At 63.4% G+C, this 15,478-nt stretch carries 16 protein-coding genes; 6 read left to right on the forward strand and 10 right to left on the reverse strand.

Annotation, left to right across the window (positions count from 1 at the left end):
- The first annotated feature begins 35 nt into the window (after positions 1 to 35).
- Positions 36 to 1,187: a hypothetical protein gene (locus tag EJ077_RS06580; RefSeq protein WP_208700589.1), complete on the forward strand. Its 1,152-nt coding sequence runs from the start codon at positions 36 to 38 to the stop codon at positions 1,185 to 1,187.
- Positions 1,188 to 1,237: 50 nt separating this feature from the next.
- On the opposite strand, the gene EJ077_RS06585 is transcribed toward EJ077_RS06580, so the two are convergent.
- The 5 genes from EJ077_RS06585 to EJ077_RS06605 form a co-directional block, all read right to left on the reverse strand.
- Positions 1,238 to 2,029: a TrmH family RNA methyltransferase gene (locus tag EJ077_RS06585; RefSeq protein WP_208700591.1), complete on the reverse strand. Its 792-nt coding sequence runs from the start codon at positions 2,027 to 2,029 to the stop codon at positions 1,238 to 1,240.
- Between the two features lie 101 nt (positions 2,030 to 2,130).
- Positions 2,131 to 2,475, reverse strand: coding sequence for an ArsR/SmtB family transcription factor (locus tag EJ077_RS06590; RefSeq protein ID WP_208702921.1), 345 nt, complete (start codon positions 2,473 to 2,475; stop codon positions 2,131 to 2,133).
- Between the two features lie 164 nt (positions 2,476 to 2,639).
- Entirely contained in the window at positions 2,640 to 3,410 is a 771-nt protein-coding gene (locus tag EJ077_RS06595) for a HugZ family protein (RefSeq protein ID WP_208700593.1), read from the reverse strand.
- Between the two features lie 41 nt (positions 3,411 to 3,451).
- Entirely contained in the window at positions 3,452 to 4,213 is a 762-nt protein-coding gene (locus EJ077_RS06600; protein ID WP_208700595.1) for a 3-hydroxyacyl-CoA dehydrogenase, read from the reverse strand.
- Between the two features lie 146 nt (positions 4,214 to 4,359).
- Positions 4,360 to 4,884, reverse strand: a complete 525-nt coding sequence (locus EJ077_RS06605) for a GNAT family N-acetyltransferase (protein WP_208700597.1) — start codon at positions 4,882 to 4,884, stop codon at positions 4,360 to 4,362.
- Positions 4,885 to 4,914: 30 nt separating this feature from the next.
- Here EJ077_RS06605 and EJ077_RS31570 point away from each other — a divergent pair, with 30 nt between their 5' ends.
- Together EJ077_RS31570 and EJ077_RS06610 are read left to right on the forward strand one after the other, a co-directional pair.
- Positions 4,915 to 5,097 carry a hypothetical protein gene (locus tag EJ077_RS31570; RefSeq protein WP_210212154.1) on the forward strand — a complete coding sequence of 61 codons (183 nt, stop codon included), beginning with the start codon at positions 4,915 to 4,917 and terminating at the stop codon, positions 5,095 to 5,097.
- Between the two features lie 55 nt (positions 5,098 to 5,152).
- Complete coding sequence (locus EJ077_RS06610) at positions 5,153 to 6,142, forward strand: glutathione S-transferase family protein (protein ID WP_208700598.1); 990 nt, start codon at positions 5,153 to 5,155, stop codon at positions 6,140 to 6,142.
- Between the two features lies 1 nt (position 6,143).
- Here the strand turns inward: EJ077_RS06610 and EJ077_RS06615 are convergent, their stop codons facing one another.
- Positions 6,144 to 6,641 (reverse strand): NUDIX domain-containing protein, encoded by a 498-nt coding sequence (locus tag EJ077_RS06615; RefSeq protein ID WP_135881246.1) that lies wholly within the window; start codon positions 6,639 to 6,641, stop codon positions 6,144 to 6,146.
- Positions 6,642 to 6,694: 53 nt separating this feature from the next.
- Here EJ077_RS06615 and EJ077_RS06620 point away from each other — a divergent pair, with 53 nt between their 5' ends.
- On the forward strand, positions 6,695 to 7,624 hold the full coding sequence (locus EJ077_RS06620; protein ID WP_208700600.1) for a metallophosphoesterase family protein: 930 nt from the start codon (positions 6,695 to 6,697) through the stop codon (positions 7,622 to 7,624).
- On the opposite strand, the gene EJ077_RS06625 is transcribed toward EJ077_RS06620, so the two are convergent.
- The 4 genes from EJ077_RS06625 to leuA form a co-directional block, all read right to left on the reverse strand.
- Positions 7,608 to 8,222 carry a hypothetical protein gene (locus EJ077_RS06625; RefSeq protein WP_127280843.1) on the reverse strand — a complete coding sequence of 205 codons (615 nt, stop codon included), beginning with the start codon at positions 8,220 to 8,222 and terminating at the stop codon, positions 7,608 to 7,610. The genes EJ077_RS06620 and EJ077_RS06625 overlap by 17 nt on opposite strands.
- A gap of 110 nt (positions 8,223 to 8,332) precedes the next feature.
- A complete protein-coding gene (locus tag EJ077_RS06630) occupies positions 8,333 to 9,133 on the reverse strand; it encodes an alpha/beta fold hydrolase (RefSeq protein ID WP_208700602.1) in 801 nt (266 codons plus the stop codon).
- 221 nt (positions 9,134 to 9,354) lie between these two features.
- Positions 9,355 to 11,121 carry a tetratricopeptide repeat protein gene (locus EJ077_RS06635; RefSeq protein ID WP_208700604.1) on the reverse strand — a complete coding sequence of 589 codons (1,767 nt, stop codon included), beginning with the start codon at positions 11,119 to 11,121 and terminating at the stop codon, positions 9,355 to 9,357.
- Between the two features lie 253 nt (positions 11,122 to 11,374).
- On the reverse strand, positions 11,375 to 13,114 hold the full coding sequence (leuA, locus tag EJ077_RS06640; RefSeq protein ID WP_245458655.1) for a 2-isopropylmalate synthase: 1,740 nt from the start codon (positions 13,112 to 13,114) through the stop codon (positions 11,375 to 11,377).
- A 403-nt stretch (positions 13,115 to 13,517) separates the two neighbouring features.
- On the opposite strand from leuA, the gene EJ077_RS06645 reads away from it, so the two are divergent.
- A complete protein-coding gene (locus EJ077_RS06645; protein WP_208700606.1) occupies positions 13,518 to 14,684 on the forward strand; it encodes an ATP-grasp domain-containing protein in 1,167 nt (388 codons plus the stop codon).
- A 4-nt stretch (positions 14,685 to 14,688) separates the two neighbouring features.
- Positions 14,689 to 15,465, forward strand: coding sequence for an esterase family protein (locus EJ077_RS06650; RefSeq protein ID WP_135915165.1), 777 nt, complete (start codon positions 14,689 to 14,691; stop codon positions 15,463 to 15,465).
- Positions 15,466 to 15,478: the final 13 nt, after the last annotated feature.

Here is a 15,478-nt window from a genome sequence, read left to right on the forward strand (position 1 = left end):
AGCCTTCCAAGTTGTCGTCGATAACGGGTAGTCCTTTGGTTCAGTCGGTCCTGTTCTTTGCCCTCGGCTTTCTCTGTGCCGGCTTTCTGGCGCTGATGGTGGCTCCGGCCGTCTGGCGGCGTGCCGTCGCCCTGACCCGAAGGCGCATCGAAGCCTCCATCCCGCTGACGCAAGCTGAGATCCAGGCCGACAAGGACCGGATCCGGGCCGAGTACGCCATGACGACGCGGCGCCTCGAAATCAACGTCAAGACGCTGCGCGAAAAGGTGACCGAACAGCTCGTCGAGATCAATCGCGGCCGCGAGGCGCTGAAGGGGCTCGCGGTCGAGCGGACGGAAAAGGACCACGCGCTCGCCGAACTCGGCGCCAAGAGCGAGGCGTTGCGGCGGCGCGAAGAGGAACTGCATCAGCTTTCGGATCGGCTCAAGGAGACTGAACGAAAACTGGAAAGGCGGGCGCTCGAGCTCGAGAAGCTGGAGCGCATGTATGACGACGCCAGTTTTGCCTCCAGCAGCCGCCAGATCGAACTCGTAGCCCGCGAATCCGAATTGCAGAAGCTCGCCAGCGACATCTCGCTGCTGCGCGGCCAGCGCAAGGAAGCGGATCGGCGCGGCCAGGAGATCGCGGCCGAGAGCAAGGCCGCGCGCGATGCCTTGAAGGCCGAGAAGAAAAGGGCCGCCGAACTCGACAAGAAGGTCGAGCGGCTGCTGGCAACGCTCGCCGACCGTGAGGACAAGCTTGATCGGCGCGAAAAGGAGTTGGCGCGGTTACGGGAAAAAACGAAAGCCGAGGACGGCGCCCCGGCCTTGCGGCTGGTTGGCAAGCCCGATGAGTCGGACCGGCATGACGAGGCAGGCAAGCGCGACGACATGGACCTGGCGATTGCCAAGCTCGACAGCGACCGCGAGCGGCTGGAGGCCAGGCTGACGGCGCTGGCGCGCGAGAACAAGCGGCTGAAGGCGGATCTCGGCGCCGTGGCATCGGGTTTGGCGAATGGCAACGGCGCCGCGCTGCGTGAGCAGATGAACGAACTGGCGGCGGAGGTCGTCCATCTGACGGCCAAGCTCGAAGGCCCCGATTCACCGATCGCCAAGGCGCTGGCGGCACCGCAGGACAACCGCTCCGCCGGCCACGACCGCAGCCTTGCCGACCGCGTGCGCGCCTTGCAGAAGGCTGAAGCCAACTGACGCGTGCGGGTTCGCGGCCTCGCGGGCGTCTTGGGCTCAGACGGCGCCCCTCAGCGCGAGAAATGATGCAGGGCGATGGCCGACGCGGCAGCGACGTTCAAGCTGTCGAAGCCTTTCGACATGGTGATCCGCACGGTTTGCAAGCGGGCAAGCAGGCTTTCGGGCAGGCCTTCGCCCTCGGTGCCGAGATAGAGCGCCAGGCGCTCGCCGCGCCGTGCATGGCGTATGTCGATCCGGCCGCGCGGCGACAGTGCGAACTGGTCGTAACCTCGCCGATCGAGGTCCGCCGTGAAGTCCGCCGTGTCGAAGGACGCGAAAGGGATTTTGAGCGCGGCGCCGACCGAAACCCGGATCGCCTTGCGGTACAGCGGATCGCAGCATGTCGCGTCCATCAGCACCGCATCGGCGCCGAAAGCGGCGGCGTTGCGGAAGATCGAGCCCATATTGTCATGGTTGGCGATGCCGACAAGCACGACGACCAGGGCTTGAGCGGGCAAGGCATCCAGCAATGACCTAGACGGCAGGGGTGTCTCCTTGCGGCCGATGGCCAGGATGCCGCGATGCATGTGGAATCCGGCAATCGCGTCCATCACCGCGCCGGCGACGACATAGACCGGCAGGTCCCCTCCTGCCTTGCGCAGTATGTCCTCCAGGCCGCCAAGCCGGTTTTCCAGGACCAGGATGGATTCGGCGCTGAAGCGGCTCGACGACAAAAGCAGGTCGAGCACCACCTTGCCTTCGGCGACGAAGCGGCCTTGCCGGCCCGCCAGGTCGCGCTCGCGGATATCGAGATAGGCAGCGACACGTGGGTCGCGTGGATCGTCGATGCGAATTAGGTCCATGTCCCGCTCAACAATAAAGAGCGCGGCTCGTGTGCCGGGAAAGACACATGAACCACGCTCCGGAAATCGTCAGCGAGGTAAACGGCCGCGGCAGCGTCCGGTCAAGTCCCGGCGCGGCGCAACCTCTGCGCCATCTGGGACAGATCTTCCTTGCCGCTGCCGAAGATGCCGTCCAGCACGGCGAGCAATTCGCGCACTGCATCGGATTTGCAGGAATAATAGATCATCTGGCGATCGCGGCGGGTGTCCACGAGGTCGAGCGCCCGCAACTTGGCCAGATGCTGCGAGAGGGCGGATTGGCTGAGCATCACCTTTTCGGCGATGGCGCCGACCGACATTTCACCGTCGATCAGATAGCTCATGATCAACAGCCGTTTTTCGTTGCCCATCAGCATCAGAAATTCGGCAGCCGATTCGGCGTTGGCGATTAGCTTTGTCGAGACCATAGATGCCCCATGCTCTTTGCTCATCGAGGCGCCATGGGGGCAATGGTGCCTGAATCCATAAATTCACTTGTGAAGGTACCGACGAGTCAGCACCACGGCTAAGCCTAGAACATTTCTTTCAAATCTCAAGCGTTGCTTTTGATCAAATGCAATTTAGTTTCGTCTTATGTCGCCGATGCGGCCCTGCCGGCCCTGGCCATTTCGACCAGGGCGGGACGTAATTCCGAAGCCTTTACCAGCGGTTGCGGGAAGAATATCCGGCAAACATTGTCCCCCGACACCAGATCCATGCCATCGGCGTCCAAACCGGCGATCGTCCAGCCATCACCAGCTGCCTTGGCGAAATGACGGGCATAGATGGCGATCGCGTCGAGGTGGTCCGCATTCATGTGCTCGACGGCCGATTGTTCGCTTCCGGCAAGTTCCTCGATGATGGGCCCATTGGTGAGGAGGTCGGCCCGTTCGAGCAGATAGGCCTTGCCGAAGCCGCCGTTGAGGCTGGCGCGTTGCGGCTCCAGGCGGAAGATCGAAAAGTCGCCGAGCCCGGCATAGAGGCTCGCCTTGGGATTGCGGTTGAGATAGCGGCGCTCGGCAGGGGCATGCGCCTGCGAGCCGCGCTTCAGCCGCGACGCCTGGCAGGCCAGCGTCAGCCGCGGATGCGCCAGCGGATCACCTTTGCCGGGTTCGCCAAGCAGCAGGGAACAGCGCGGATCGGCAAGCAGGGCCGATGTGTGCGCCGCGAGCATCGACACCAGAATAAGCGGCGCGCCGTCGATGTCGGTAGCGACGCCGACCCGGCTCGCCAGCGGCGCGCCGGTCTTTGGTTCCAGCACCGCCAGGGCGCCGAAGCGGGCACTGCGCAGAAGCGTTTTCGCCAACCGGATCGCCTCGGCGTCGGTTTCTCGGATCACATCCTTATTTTGATTTTGCTGCATCGAAACGCTCGCCACGGTCCTTCCGACAACTTCGGCGAGCGCTATTTCGGAGCCATGCGGATGGCGCCGTCGAGGCGGATGGTTTCGCCGTTCAGCATCTGGTTTTCGATGATGTGCAGGGCAAGTGCGGCATATTCGGATGGTTCGCCGAGGCGTGAGGGGAAGGGCACGGCGGCACCCAGCGAATCCTGCACGTCCTGCGGCATGCCGGCCATCATCGGCGTCTTGAAGATGCCGGGCGCGATGGTGCAGACCCTGATGCCGGAACGGGCGAGATCACGCGCCACCGGCAGCGTCATGCCGACCACGCCGCCCTTGGAGGCGGAATAGGCCGCCTGGCCGATCTGGCCGTCATAGGCGGCGACCGAGGCGGTGTTGACGATGACGCCGCGCTCGCCGCCCTGGAGCGGCTCGAGCTTGGCGGCGCGGTCGGCAACCAGCCGGATCATGTTGAAGGTGCCGATCAGATTGACCTCGATCACCTTGCGGTACTGGTCGAGCGGATGCGGGCCATCCTTGCCGATCGTCTTCACGCCGATGGCGATGCCGGCGCAATTGACCAGGATGCGCGGCTCGCCCAGCTTGGCGGCGACATCGGCGAGGGCGGCGTCACCGCTGTCGGCACTCGCGACGTCGCACTGGACGGCGATGCCGCTGATCTCGGCCGCGACCTTGGCCGCGCGCTCGATGCCGACATCGAGGATGGCGATACGGGCTCCCTTGGCGGCAAGCGCGCGAGCGGTTGCCTCGCCAAGGCCGGAGCCGCCGCCGGTCACGATCGCGATCTGGCCGTTGGGATTCATGACGTCATCCTTCCTGTGAGCATGGGCTTTCCTATGAGAACGGGGACGGATCAGGCCCGGATCGACAGACGAGGTCAAGATGGAGCAGTTCGCCGTCTTGCAGAAACGGCGAACCGCGGCCCCGCTCATACCTTCCCGAAGCTGCCTCAGGCGTGCTCGACGATCCTGGCCTGGCTGGCGTGGCCGACCTCGCCCGAAAGCCTGGCCACCGCGCCCGGCGTGATCTCGTGCGATAGCAGCCGGTCGAGGTCGACAGGCCGCGGCATCGAAATCTGGCCGCGCGGTATGCGCTTGAAGCCGAGCGGCCCGTAATAGGGCTCGTCGCCAACCAGGATCACGGCGGGTGCACCGGCCTTGGCGGCGGCCTCCAGCGCGATCGCCACCAGCCGGCGGCCGATGCCGAGATTCTTGAAGGCGGGCCGTACCGCGAGCGGCCCAAGCATCAGCGCCCGGCCGACACCGGCCGCTATGCGCGTCATGCGCACCGAGGCGACGACGAGGTCGCCGTCGACCGCGACAAAGGACAGAGCGCGCTCATGCCCACCGGCCTCGCGGATCTTGTAGGCGGCCAGCACGAAACGGCCGGGCCCGAAGGCTTCGTCATTGATGGCTTCGATTTCAGGATCGTGCGCCGGGGTTTCCGGCAGGTACTTCACGTCGGCAAGGCTCATGGTCTTTGCGTTCCGGTAGAGGAGGAAGGGTTGCTGCAAACGGCAGCATTCGCCAGTCAGCGCTTCATCAAGCGCGGGCGCCCTTTCGTCGTCGGTCAAACCGGATCAAAGCAAAATCGAACATGCAAAGTGTCCGCTAGCATCAATTTTGCGCCGCCGCAATCAACCCGTTCGCTGGCCCTATCGATTGACGATCTGTTCAGCCCTGAATGATTCCGCCGTGCCGCATCGCGCTCTACATGAGGTGGAAACGCGAAAGGATATTTCCATGGGATTGTTGGTCGACGGTAAATGGCAAGACCGCTGGTATGACACCAAGGACAGCGGTGGCAAGTTCGTGCGGCCGCAATCGCAATGGCGAGATTGGATCACGCGCGACGGCGCACCGGCGGAAGGCGGACGAGGCTTCAAGGCGGAGCCCGGCCGCTATCACCTTTATGTTTCGCTCGCTTGTCCCTGGGCGCACCGGACGCTGATCTTTCGCGCGTTGAAGAGGCTCGAAGGCGTCATCTCCGTCTCGATCGTGCATCATTTCCTGGGCGCCAATGGCTGGACGTTTGTCGCCGAGGACGGCGCCACTGGCGACACGCTCTATGGCCTCGACTTCCTGCACCAGATCTACACCAGGGCGGATTCCGCCTATTCGGGCCGGGTGACGGTGCCAGTGCTTTGGGACAAAAAGGAACAGACCATCGTCTCCAACGAATCCTCCGAAATCATCCGGATGCTCAACTCAGCCTTCGATCAATGGGGCGATGCCGGCCTCGATTTCTATCCCCAGGCACTGCGCGGCGAGATCGACGCGATCAACGCGCTGGTCTATCCCTCAGTCAACAACGGCGTCTACCGCGCCGGCTTTGCCACCACCCAGGCGGCCTATGAAGAAGCGTTCGGCGAGCTGTTTTCGACGCTCGATGGGCTGGAGGATCGCCTGTCCAGGCAACGCTATCTGGTGGGTGACCGCATCACCGAGGCCGACTGGCGGCTTTTTACCACTCTAGTGCGCTTCGACCCGGTCTATGTCGGCCATTTCAAGTGTAACCTGCGCCGCATCGCCGATTATCCGAACCTGTCGAATTATCTGCGTGACCTCTATCAGGTGCCCGGTGTGGCGGGTACGGTGAACCTGCATCACATCAAGGCGCATTATTACGGCAGCCACGAAACGATCAATCCGACGCGGATTGTGCCGGTGGGACCGGCGCTTGACTATGGCGCGCCGCATAATCGGGCGAAGTTCGCGAGGGCGGCGGCCTGATCTACCAATAGGGCGATGCTGGCACGCTGCCGAAAACCTCGGCGATCCGCCGCAGCGTCGCCGGTGTGGTGCCTTCCGGCAAGCGGTCGAGTGGGAAAAATCCGGCCTCGGCGATCTCATGGTCGGGCAGTTTCGGCGCGGTCTGGCTGAAATTTTCGATGAGATAGAAACCGACATGGTCGCGGCGGCTGGCGCGGCGGTTGAAATGCATCGACTTCAGCACCGGCGTGGCGGCCATCGCGATGTTGCCCTCTTCGGCGAGTTCGCGGGCCAGCGCCTCGGCCAGCGTCTCGCCAACCTCGACGCCGCCGCCGGGAAGCTGCCAGCCGGGCACATAGGTGTGGCGAATGAGGAAGACGGAATTGGTGGCGGCATCGTGGATCAGGCCGCGCACACCGAGCGTCATCGGCCGCCGCAGCACGAAATAGAGATGGAACAGCCGAGCCCTCAAGCCCGCCCAGCCGGTCTGGCGGAACGCGGCTTCGTCGTCGGTCGGCATCAGTAGCGAAACTGTGGGTGGAAAGCGGCGTGCACGTCGCCTATGAAGGAGGAATGTTCAGGCTCGCGCATATTTCCGATGTCCATCTGGGGCCGCTTCCCGATGTATCCTATCGCGATCTCGCCTCCAAGCGCGTGCTCGGCTACGTCAACTGGCAGCGCAACCGCCGCCGCCACATGCACGATGCGGTCATCGACGCCATCGTCGCCGACATCAAGGCGCAAAGCCCGGACCATCTCGCCGTCACCGGCGACCTCGTCAACCTAGCGCTCGACGGCGAGATCGAGATGGCCAAACACTGGCTCGAGACGCTGGGGTCGCCCCATGACGTTTCGGTCGTGCCGGGAAACCATGATGCCTATGTACCCGGTGCCTTCGACAAGATCTGCCGGTCATGGGCGGCGTGGATGAGCGGCGACGGTGTCAACACGCCGGTCGATCGCAATGCATTTCCCTATCTGCGCGTGCGCGGCAATGTCGCGCTGATCGGCGTCTCGACGGCGCGCGCCACGGCGCCCTTCATGGCCAATGGTTTCTTCATTGAGGGGCAGGCGGCTCGGCTGGGCAAGATCCTCGACAGCACGGCGAAGCAAGGGCTGTTCCGCGCGATCATGATCCACCACCCGCCGGTGCGGGGCGCCGTCTCCCAGCACAAGCGGCTGTTCGGCATCGCCCGCTTCCACAAGATCATCCGCCGCCATGGCGCGGAGCTTGTGCTGCACGGCCATTCGCACCTGCCGTCGCTGTTCCAGATCGGGCCTCGCGATGCAAAGGTCCCGGTCGTCGGGGTCGCCGCCGCTGGCCAGGCGCCGGGCGGCAATCACCCGGCAGCACAGTACAATCTGTTCGATATCGATGGCGAAAAGGGAAACTGGCGCATCCGCCTGACACGACGCGGCCTGACCGGGCCGTCCATACCGCCTTCCGATCTGCAGACCGTGGAACTCGGTGTCGAGCCCGACGCGGTTATGGCCGCCAGTTGAGAACCATGGCCGAGACGCGGTCCCATAACAGCGCCGCCGACACCGCGAGACCAACCAGTCCGCCAGCGGCGACCAGCCCAAGGCCGGACAGGAAGGCCGACCAGCCCTTGCCTTGCGTAGACGCTCGCAGCGGCGGCTCGGCTTCCGTGACCTCGGCGCGTCTCATGCCGGCGACCGCTGGCTCGACGCCACCCTCCATCATTCTCCGGCGCTCGACGATGCGCTCGGCGACATAACGCGTCACGGAATCGGCGACCGGCTTCATCTCGGTCGACTCGGCAAGCACGACACGGCCAATGCGAGTGTCCTTGAGGAAGCGGTAGGTGCGGCGGTCGCGCCCCATCGCGACATGGCTGACGGCATCGATCCACAGGCGCGGCTGTAGCCCCGAGGAGACGACAAAGTCGAAATTGTCCATGTCGGCTGGAACATCGGCAAAGACGGGCGCGAGGTCCGCGGCCAGGAGGTCGAGGCGCATGCGGTGCGCCTCGCGCATGTCGACGACGACATCGTCGCGGTCGGCGAAGGCGTTCTTCACGTCACGGATGGCATCGGACAGTTTGCTTGACGGATCGATCTTCTCGCCTGCGTCCTTCATCGGCGTCTTGCCTCGCGGGGTTGGTTAACACGGAGTTAACACAGCCGCCGGCAAAATGCACTGGCGCGATCAGGGCGGCGAGGCGCCGGGGCGGTGTCGCGCTGGCCCTGTCAGTCGGTCGCGGCTAATTTCGGGCGCAAGGGCCTGGCTCGGCGGTTCATGTTGCGCTGGATGATCGCGGCGATCAGCTCTGGCGCCTCCTCGATCAGCATATGGCCAGCCCCCGGGACGTGGTGCACATGAAATTGCACGGGCAGATTATCCGTGTGGGTAAAGGGTAGCATCGGGTCATCGCTTCCCCATACCACCTTCACCGGCATGGTCAGTGTTTCCAACCGGTCGCGCGGGATGACGCCCTGCCGGTCTTGGCTGGTCATGGCGGCAGCGATCTCGATGAGTTTCTCGACCTGGCCGGGTCGCCGGCGCATGTCCCCGAGGGCGTCCACGGTGTGATCGATGGGCCGCGTCAGTGGTCCCGACATCGCCGAGAGGCACGCCTGGATGTCGGATGGGTCCCTTGCGGCGGCAAAGCGGCGCAACAGCGGACCGTTGATCTCGGCGCCGAAGCCGCCAGGCGCCAGAAGTGTCAGCGACGCCACCTTGTCGGGCTCAGCCAGCGCCATCAGCGCCGCCACCGCGCCGCCCATCGAGTGGCCGACCAGATGAACGCGCTTTACCGATCGCGCGGTGAGATCGGCCAGGACGGCCCTTGCCGCCAGCTTGGCCGGGCCGGCACCGGGGAAATCGAGCGACAGCCCGTGCCCCGGCAAATCATAGGCGAGTGTGCGTACCGCAGGCGACAGCGACGCGATCACTTCGTGCCAAATATCGTGGCAGCCGCCGAAGCCATGCAGCAGGACGATGGCCTTCGACCCAGCACCCTGTTCGGCGACGTGAAGCGATGCGATCATGAAATCTGAAAGCTTAATTGCGAGGCAAGATGGGAAATGCGACTGGTTTGCTCCTTGTCCAGAACGATGGCCAGTAAAATTTTCACGACGACTGGCGCTTGCGACCTCTCGATCTCGCGAGTTCGCGCGACAAGGCCGGAAAACCAGTCATATCGGGGCTTTGCCGCCTGCTTTCGGCGGCCAACAATTCGATTGGTCCAAACAATCCTGTCCGTGGGACGTCAGCTCGCGTTGCCGAGGCCTGCCGCGCGCAGGGCTCCAACCAGCCGCTCGGTCAGATCGGGCGGATATTTCCGATCGATGAAGGTCGCGCGCGGGTCGGCGGCGAATTTCGGAAATTTGGCGTTCAGCTCGTCGAGCAGCTTGCGCGCCAGATTGTCCTGACCGGCGATCTTGGCGCCGATCAGCCGGGCGGCAAGATAGTGCGACTTCGTTGCGGTTGTTCTCAGAGAGGAACTGGCGATCGCCGCCTTGTTGGTGTCGCCAAGCATGAGTTCGCCGGCGAAAAGTCCAAAATCCCACCATGTCGGATGACCGCTGGAGGCATCCACCGCCCGAGCCAGGATCGGCGTCCCCTCGGCATAGCGGCCGGCGAAAATCAGCCCGTAGCCGTAGGCGGCAGCCATGGCTATATCGTAGCGGTTAAGGTCGTAGGCCTTGCGCATCCAGCGCAGCGCCTCGTCGGCATTGCCAAGTCTCGAATAGATATAGCCATAGGCGCGATGCGCGTTGGGGCTGGTCGGTCCCATCTGCACGGCGCGGTGCGCGAATGTCAGTGCCTTATCGATCGTCGCATCAGGCGGGTAGGCGTAGTGATCGTTCACGGCCTCGAGCTGCAACGAGGCAAGCTCGGAATAAACCAGTGACGATTTGGCGCCGTTTTCGGCGAGGTTTTCGAGGCAGCGATAGGCGGCCTCGTGCGTTCTGGCATTCTGGTCGAGATAGTATTTGCCGTTGAACAACAGGCACTGTGTCAGGCCGGTTTGAACGCCGCTCTGTTCGAGATAGCTGTAGATCGTGCCGGAGCCAGGAAGAGCGGACGTCAAGATGCCGGCTATACGGCTCTCGACGGTGGTCGGCGCGCTGTCGGCGGCGGTCAGGTTGCGCGACAAAAGCACCCGTCCGGTCGCCACGCTCTGCAGTTCGATCGTGATGTCACCTGTATCCGGCCCAGGCAGGATATCGAAGATGAAGCTCGTCGCGCTAGTGACCGGATCGGCCTTGTTGACGGTGTCGCGACCGATGAACTCGATCGTATCGAAGCCGCTCAGTCCGGCGCGCAGCGTTGCGGCGACACGGCTGGCATCCGTGCCACTGGCCTTGACGGCAATGTAGACGAGCGGCAAAGCCTCGCTGGCGGGGGACGGCGCGATGCTGCCGGTCAGGCCCGCGGTCTCGACCGTGGCCGCAAGGTCGTTGCCTGCCAGCAGCGCACCGCTGCCCTGACGCAATATCAGAACGCCAAGCATGGCTATGACCACGGCGATAGCCATCCAGAAAAACCGGAGATGGCGTGCCACCGAGGGTTCCGGCGCCGCCGCCGGTGCCAGCAATGCAGTGGCCGCAATGGCATCACCGGGGTGCTCGGATGGAGCCGCTACGGCTTCGATCTGCTCGGCGGGTTTCGCGGGTTCCGGCAAGCGGATCGCGTTGAGCTCATAGGCCGGGACATAGCCCCCGCGCGGTATCGCTATGCGAACCGGCTCCGCGACGCCTTCATTGGCGAAATACTGCTGCAGCAGCTCGCGTAACCTGCCCGCCTGCACGCGTACCACCGCGTCGGTCGAAGGATCGAAATCGCCATCCTTGCCGAAGACATCCATGGCGATGGAAAAGCCCTTGAGCCGGTCGGCTTCGCCTGCCTGTTCGCGCTCGACAAGATAACGCAACAGCTTGCGTGCACGCTCGGATCGTCCGAACGTTTCGCTGGCAAGCAGTCGCTCTAGTGTCTCGCGCACTGCGGGGGCGGCAGGCGGGGCATGCTGCAAGTGTCGATCCTCTCGAAGTCGGCACAGGTTGAGGTGCGATCATATAGTTCCCGCACCGGCAAACAAGTATGCACCCATTATGCGATCGCGTACCTCACCGGAGAATTCTCCGGTGGTTAATTGCCCTGCCGTCATAAGCCACGGCATGGGCGTGAGAACCAGCATCCGCCAGTCGAGACCAAAGCCTTTTTCGGGCTTGAAAAATGGCGGCGCGGAGAGCTGTTCCTGCCTCCGCGCCGCCGACCGGCCGATGCTATCGCGCCTTGCGACCGACGATACGATTGGCCGCTGACGTCACCGCTTCCAGCGAGGCGGCGACGATGTTGGTGTTGATGCCGGCGCCGAACAGCTTGCCCCCGGGATATTCCATCTCGACATAGGAGATGGCCGACGCGTTCGAGCCGCGCTGCAACGAGTGCTCGGAATAATCGAGCACCGACATCTCGACGCCGACATGGCGCGACAGCGCATCGACGAAGCCATCGATCGGGCCGGTGCCGGTGCCTGATATCGTCACTTCCTTGCGGTGGTCGAGGATGACCGCCTCGACCACCCGTCGGCCCTTCACCTCGGTATCGGGATAGGTGTGGTGGTCGAGGAATTTCAGGCGCGCGCCCGGCTGGTCGACATAGGTCTCGAGGAAGCGCTCGTAAATGCGCTTGGCCGGAACCTCCTTGCCTTCGGCATCGGTGATCGCCTGGATCGCCTGGCTGAACTCGATCTGCAGGTTGCGCGGCAGATTGAGGCCGTAATCGGCCTGCAGCACATAGGCGATGCCGCCCTTGCCCGACTGCGAGTTGATGCGGATGATCGCCTCGTAGCTGCGGCCGACATCGGCCGGGTCGATCGGCAGATAGGGCACTTCCCAGTGCGGCGTGTTGGCCTTCTTCAGCGCCTTCATCCCCTTGTTGATGGCGTCCTGGTGCGAGCCGGAAAAGGCCGTGTAGACGAGTTCGCCGACATAGGGATGGCGCTCGGGAATCTTCAGCTGGTTCGAATATTCATAGACGTCCTTCATCCGGTTGATGTCGGAGCAATCGATGCCCGGATCGACGCCTTGCGTGTACATGTTGAGCGCCAAGGTGACGATGTCGACATTGCCGGTGCGCTCGCCATTGCCGAACAGCGTGCCTTCGACGCGGTCGGCACCGGCCATCAGACCGAGTTCGGTGGTGGCGATGCCGGTGCCGCGGTCATTGTGCGGATGCAGCGAGATGATCAGGTTTTCTCTGGCGTCGAGGTTGCGGCACATCCACTCGATGCGGTCGGCGTAGATGTTTGGCGTCGACATCTCGACCGTCGACGGCAGGTTGATGATCAGCTTGTTGTCAGGCGTCGGCCTGACGATCTCGGTGACGGCGTTGCAAATCTCCAGCGCGACCTCGAGTTCGGTGCCGGTGAAGCTCTCCGGCGAATATTCGAACCGGTAGCCGCCGCCCGCCTTGGCCGCCATGTCGGTGATCATCTTGGCGGCGTCGGTGGCGATGCGCTTGATGCCACCGACATCCTTCTCGAAGACGACGCGGCGCTGCAATTCGCTGGTCGAGTTGTAAAAATGCACGATCGGGTTGGCAGCGCCCTTGAGCGCCTCGAAGGTACGGCTGATCAGTTCGGGCCTGCACTGTACCAGCACCTGCAATGACACATCGGCCGGCACATTGCCTTCCTCGATGCACCAGCGGGCGAAGTCGAAGTCGGTTTGCGAAGCCGACGGGAAGCCGATCTCGATCTCCTTGAAACCCATGTCGAGCAGCAGCGCGAACATGCGCGCCTTGCGCTCGTGGCCCATTGGATCGATCAGTGCCTGGTTGCCGTCGCGCAGGTCAACCGAGCACCAGATCGGCGCCTTGTCGATCACCTTCGAGGGCCAGGTCCGGTCGATGAGACCGACCGTAGGATAAGGTTGGTATTTTCGGGCTGCGTCCGGCATGCCCCGGCCGACTTGCTTGCCGGTCGCGGCCTCGCTGGCGCGGATGTCTTCTCGTGCGTTCATCGTCGTTTCTCCCGGCGGCTGGCGGGTCCGCCTTTCAGGCGGATGTGGTGCCAAGCGGCGCCTTTACCAGATTTTCGTTCGCTTGATATGATTTGCCAAGGAGCATGCGCTTGCGCGGCGGTTCGACCGCCGGGCGCTCCTTCAGCGAACCCGGCGATCGCCGATAAGGCCGAGAAGAAGCAGGGTCGAGGCAAGCGCGCGAACGGTCTCGCCGGCAAAGCCGGTCTGACGGGAAGCGGTGGTGGCGCGCGTGTTCATGGCCGCTCTCATACAGGAGCGGCCTGTTGGAGGCAAGCGTTGCCGGCCCGATGGAATCTATCCCTGACGCGGATGCTCTTCCCCGCGCGCTGCAAATGCGCCAGACTTGAACGGTGGCGGGGTGCCCGCCGGCAGGGGGTCGTCCATGAATTTCGTGTTCTTCTCGCCGCATTTTCCCGCCAACGGCGCCGATTTCTGCGACCGGCTGAAGAAGGCCGGCGCGACCGTGCTCGGGATTGGCGACGCACCCTTTGACGTTCTGGACGGCAAGCTGAAGGCAGCGCTTTCGGAATATTACCGTATCGCCGACATGGAGGACTACGATGCGGTGTTCCGGGCGATCGGGCATTTCATCCACAAATGGGGCCGCATCGACCGGTTCGAATCGCTCAACGAGCATTGGCTGGAACTGGAAGCCAACATCCGCACCGACTTCAACATCTACGGCACCAAGCTCGATTTCGTGAAGAATCTGAAGCGCAAGAGCCGCATGCGCGCGTTCTTCCGCAAGAGCGGCGTCGAGACCATAGCGCAGCGCAAATGCTCCGACCGGGCCGGCGCCATGACCTTCATCCGCCGCGTCGGCTATCCCGTGGTGGTGAAACCGGATTCGGGCTCCGGCGCTTCGAACACGTTCAAGATCTCGAATGCGAGAGAGCTCGACCAGTTCTTCCGGGATAAGCCGGAGGATGTGACCTTCGTCATGGAGCAGTTCATCGAGGGGCTGGTGGTGACGTATGACGGGCTGGTCAACCGCGACGGCGAGGTGGTGCTGGCGGCCAGCCATCGATACGACCAGAGCGTCATGGAGGTGGTCAACAAGGACCGCCACATGAGTTACACCTGCTTTCCCCGGATCAGGCCTGTCGTCGAGGAGGCCGGCCGCAAGATCCTGAAAGCATTCGACGTGCGCGAACGCTTTTTCCATATCGAACTGTTCGAGACCAGGGACGACCGCATCATCGCGCTGGAGGTCAACATGCGCCCGCCCGGCGCCTGGATGACCGACGCGATCAACTACACGTTCGACATCGACGTCTATGCGGCCTGGGCGGACATGGTCGTCAAGGACGCAGCCGGAGGCCCCTATGAAGGCAAGTATTTCACCGCCTATGCCAGCCGCAAGCGCCACCTCGACTATTTGCACAGCCATGCGGATGTGCTAGCCGCGCACGGCGACAAGATCGTCCGCCATCAGGCCATCGAGAAGGTTTTCAGCCGCGCCATGGGAGATTACGCCTACCAGATGCGCTCGAAGGATCAGGCGGAACTGCGCGAGGCGGTTGCCTATATCCACGCGGAAAAGGCTTGAGGACATGGATATTTCCTATCACCAGGCTTTCGCCCGCAATCTCGGCCGCGACATGGAGTACAAGCGCTACGGCCATGCCGGCCGGCCGGTCGTGGTGTTCCCGACCTCGCAGGGGCGGTTCTACCAGTTCGAGGATTCCGGCGGGGTGGGCGCGCTCGCAGAGTTCATCGACACCGGCCGCATCCAGTTGTTCACGGTCGACGGCATCGACTCGGAATCCTTCTTCGACAAGCGTGCCGACCCCGCGCACCGCATCGCCCGCCACGAGGCCTATTTCCGCTATGTGCGAGAGGAGGCGCTGCCGGAATTTCTGGAAACCGCGGCGCAGGCCAATGGCGGACGGCGGCTGAAGCCGCTGTTCTCAGGCTGTTCGATGGGCGGCTACCATTCCTCGAACTTCGTCTTCCGTTTTCCCGAACTCGCCAGCGGCGTCATCTCCCTGTCGGGTGTCTATTCAGCCCGCGATTTCTTCGGCAAGGCGCTCGACGGCGATATCTTCTACAACTCGCCGCTCGATTATCTGCCCGGCATCGTCGACCCGAAATTGCTGGCGCGGCTGAAGGCGCTGAGGCTGATCTTCTGTTGCGGGCAGGGCGCCTGGGAAGAGCGCATGCTGGTCGAGACGCGCCAGCTGGAACAGATCCTGCGCGACAAGTCCATTCCCGCCTGGGTCGACTATTGGGGCGGCGACGTCAGCCATGATTGGCCGTGGTGGCACAAGCAGCTGGTCTATTTCTTCGGCCGCTGGCTGGATGACGATCTGATGCACAGGCTGGATTGATGACCACACCAGA

Source organism: Mesorhizobium sp. M8A.F.Ca.ET.057.01.1.1, assembly GCF_003952565.1.
Taxonomy (GTDB): Bacteria; Pseudomonadota; Alphaproteobacteria; order Rhizobiales; family Rhizobiaceae; genus Mesorhizobium.

Coding starts and splice junctions, on each gene's coding strand:
- leuA (WP_245458655.1), bottom strand. CDS start 13,114: ATGAACGCACGAGAAGACATCCGCGCCAGCGAGGCCGCGACCGGCAAG.
- EJ077_RS06610 (WP_208700598.1), top strand. CDS start 5,153: ATGGGATTGTTGGTCGACGGTAAATGGCAAGACCGCTGGTATGACACC.
- EJ077_RS06625 (WP_127280843.1), bottom strand. CDS start 8,222: ATGAAGGACGCAGGCGAGAAGATCGATCCGTCAAGCAAACTGTCCGAT.
- EJ077_RS06650 (WP_135915165.1), top strand. CDS start 14,689: ATGGATATTTCCTATCACCAGGCTTTCGCCCGCAATCTCGGCCGCGAC.
- EJ077_RS06620 (WP_208700600.1), top strand. CDS start 6,695: ATGTTCAGGCTCGCGCATATTTCCGATGTCCATCTGGGGCCGCTTCCC.
- EJ077_RS06595 (WP_208700593.1), bottom strand. CDS start 3,410: ATGCAGCAAAATCAAAATAAGGATGTGATCCGAGAAACCGACGCCGAG.
- EJ077_RS06615 (WP_135881246.1), bottom strand. CDS start 6,641: ATGCCGACCGACGACGAAGCCGCGTTCCGCCAGACCGGCTGGGCGGGC.
- EJ077_RS06590 (WP_208702921.1), bottom strand. CDS start 2,475: ATGGTCTCGACAAAGCTAATCGCCAACGCCGAATCGGCTGCCGAATTT.
- EJ077_RS06600 (WP_208700595.1), bottom strand. CDS start 4,213: ATGAATCCCAACGGCCAGATCGCGATCGTGACCGGCGGCGGCTCCGGC.
- EJ077_RS06630 (WP_208700602.1), bottom strand. CDS start 9,133: ATGATCGCATCGCTTCACGTCGCCGAACAGGGTGCTGGGTCGAAGGCC.
- EJ077_RS06645 (WP_208700606.1), top strand. CDS start 13,518: ATGAATTTCGTGTTCTTCTCGCCGCATTTTCCCGCCAACGGCGCCGAT.
- EJ077_RS06605 (WP_208700597.1), bottom strand. CDS start 4,884: ATGAGCCTTGCCGACGTGAAGTACCTGCCGGAAACCCCGGCGCACGAT.
- EJ077_RS06585 (WP_208700591.1), bottom strand. CDS start 2,029: ATGGACCTAATTCGCATCGACGATCCACGCGACCCACGTGTCGCTGCC.